This window comes from Mesorhizobium sp. M1E.F.Ca.ET.063.01.1.1, assembly GCF_003998155.1.
In the GTDB taxonomy this organism is placed as follows: Bacteria; Pseudomonadota; Alphaproteobacteria; order Rhizobiales; family Rhizobiaceae; genus Mesorhizobium.
On record NZ_RZSC01001118.1, the window covers coordinates 1 to 1,388 of the forward strand.

Genomic DNA, 1,388 nt, shown 5'->3' on the forward strand with positions numbered 1-1,388 from the left:
ATCCCCGCACCGACCGCCTGGCGCGACCGTGACAACCTTTCCATGGAACAGCGCGGCATCCGCTACGCCGACATGCTCGAGGAGAAGATCCTCGCCGAAGGGCCGGAAAGCGTTTTAGCCTTCATCATGGAGCCGATCGGCGGCGCAGCCACGGCAGCCCTTGTAGCGCCCGACAGCTACTAGCCGCGCATCCGTGAAATCTGCGACCGCTACGGCATTCTTCTCATTCATGACGAAGTGATGTGCGGCTCCGGCCGCACCGGCAAATTCCTGGGCGGTGACCACTGGAACTGCAAGCCGGACATCGTCGCGCTGTCAAAGGGGCTGGGCTCGGGCTATGCGCCGCTCGGCGCGCTGGCGGCTCCGATGCGCCTGGTCGAGCCGCTGCTGGCTGCCGGCGGCTTCCAGCATGGCCACACCTATGCGGGTAATCCGCTGGCCTGCGCGGCAGGGCTTGCGGTGCTCGGCGAAATGGACCGCCTCGATCTGATCGCCAACGCTGCCGCCATGGGCGACGTGCTGATCGGCGAATTGAAGGAATTGCAAAAGCGCTTCCCCTTCATGGCCGACGTGCGTGGCAAGGGCTTGCTCCTCGGTGTGGAAATGGTCGCCGATCCGGAGACGCTGAGGCCCATCGATCCCGCCCGCAAGGCGACGCAGCGCCTGCTCGACCTCGCCTATGCGCGCGGCCTGATCATCTATGGCCGCAGGGTCAAGGGCGGCGTCGACGGCGACAATTTCATGGTGGCGCCGCCGATGATCATCACGCGCGAGCAGATCGGCGAGATGATCGCCATCATCGGCGACTCGCTTGCGGCGCTCGCCACCGAACTCGACCTGCCGGTGGAAGGCTGAGGGACGACAATGGCGCCCAGGAAAGTCATCATCACCTGCGCCGTCACCGGATCGGTGCACACGCCGTCGATGTCGCCGCATCTGCCGGTGACGCCAGACCAGATCGCGACCGACGCCATCGCCGCGGCCGAAGCCGGCGCCTCGATCCTGCACCTGCACGCCCGCGACCCGAAGGACGGCAGGCCGACGGCCGATCCGGACGTGTTCATGCAGTTCCTGCCGCGCATCAAGCAGGCGACCGATGCGGTGATCAACATCACCACCGGCGGCTCCTCGCTGATGACGCTCGACCAGCGGCTGGCGGCGCCGCTCCGGGCGCAGCCCGAAATGTGCTCGCTCAATATGGGCTCGATGAATTTCGGTCTTTTCCCGATGCTCGACCGGCCGCGCGAATGGCAACACGAGTGGGAGCCGAAGCTGCTCGAGGCCACCCGCGACACGATCTTCAAGAACACCTTCGCCGACATGGAGTCGATCCTGGACAAGCTCGGCAAAGGCTGCGGCACGCGCTTCGAGTTCGAATGCTACGATGT

General features: G+C 65.6%; 1 protein-coding gene and 1 pseudogene. Both read left to right on the plus strand.

Going from position 1 to position 1,388, the window contains the following annotated elements:
• Positions 1-855 (plus strand): annotated as a pseudogene (locus EOA29_RS36525) (aminotransferase class III-fold pyridoxal phosphate-dependent enzyme); the annotation flags it as partial.
• Between the two features lie 9 nt (positions 856-864).
• Positions 865-1,388: 3-keto-5-aminohexanoate cleavage protein (locus tag EOA29_RS36530; protein ID WP_145970051.1), on the plus strand; the 524-nt coding region annotated here is incomplete at its 3' end.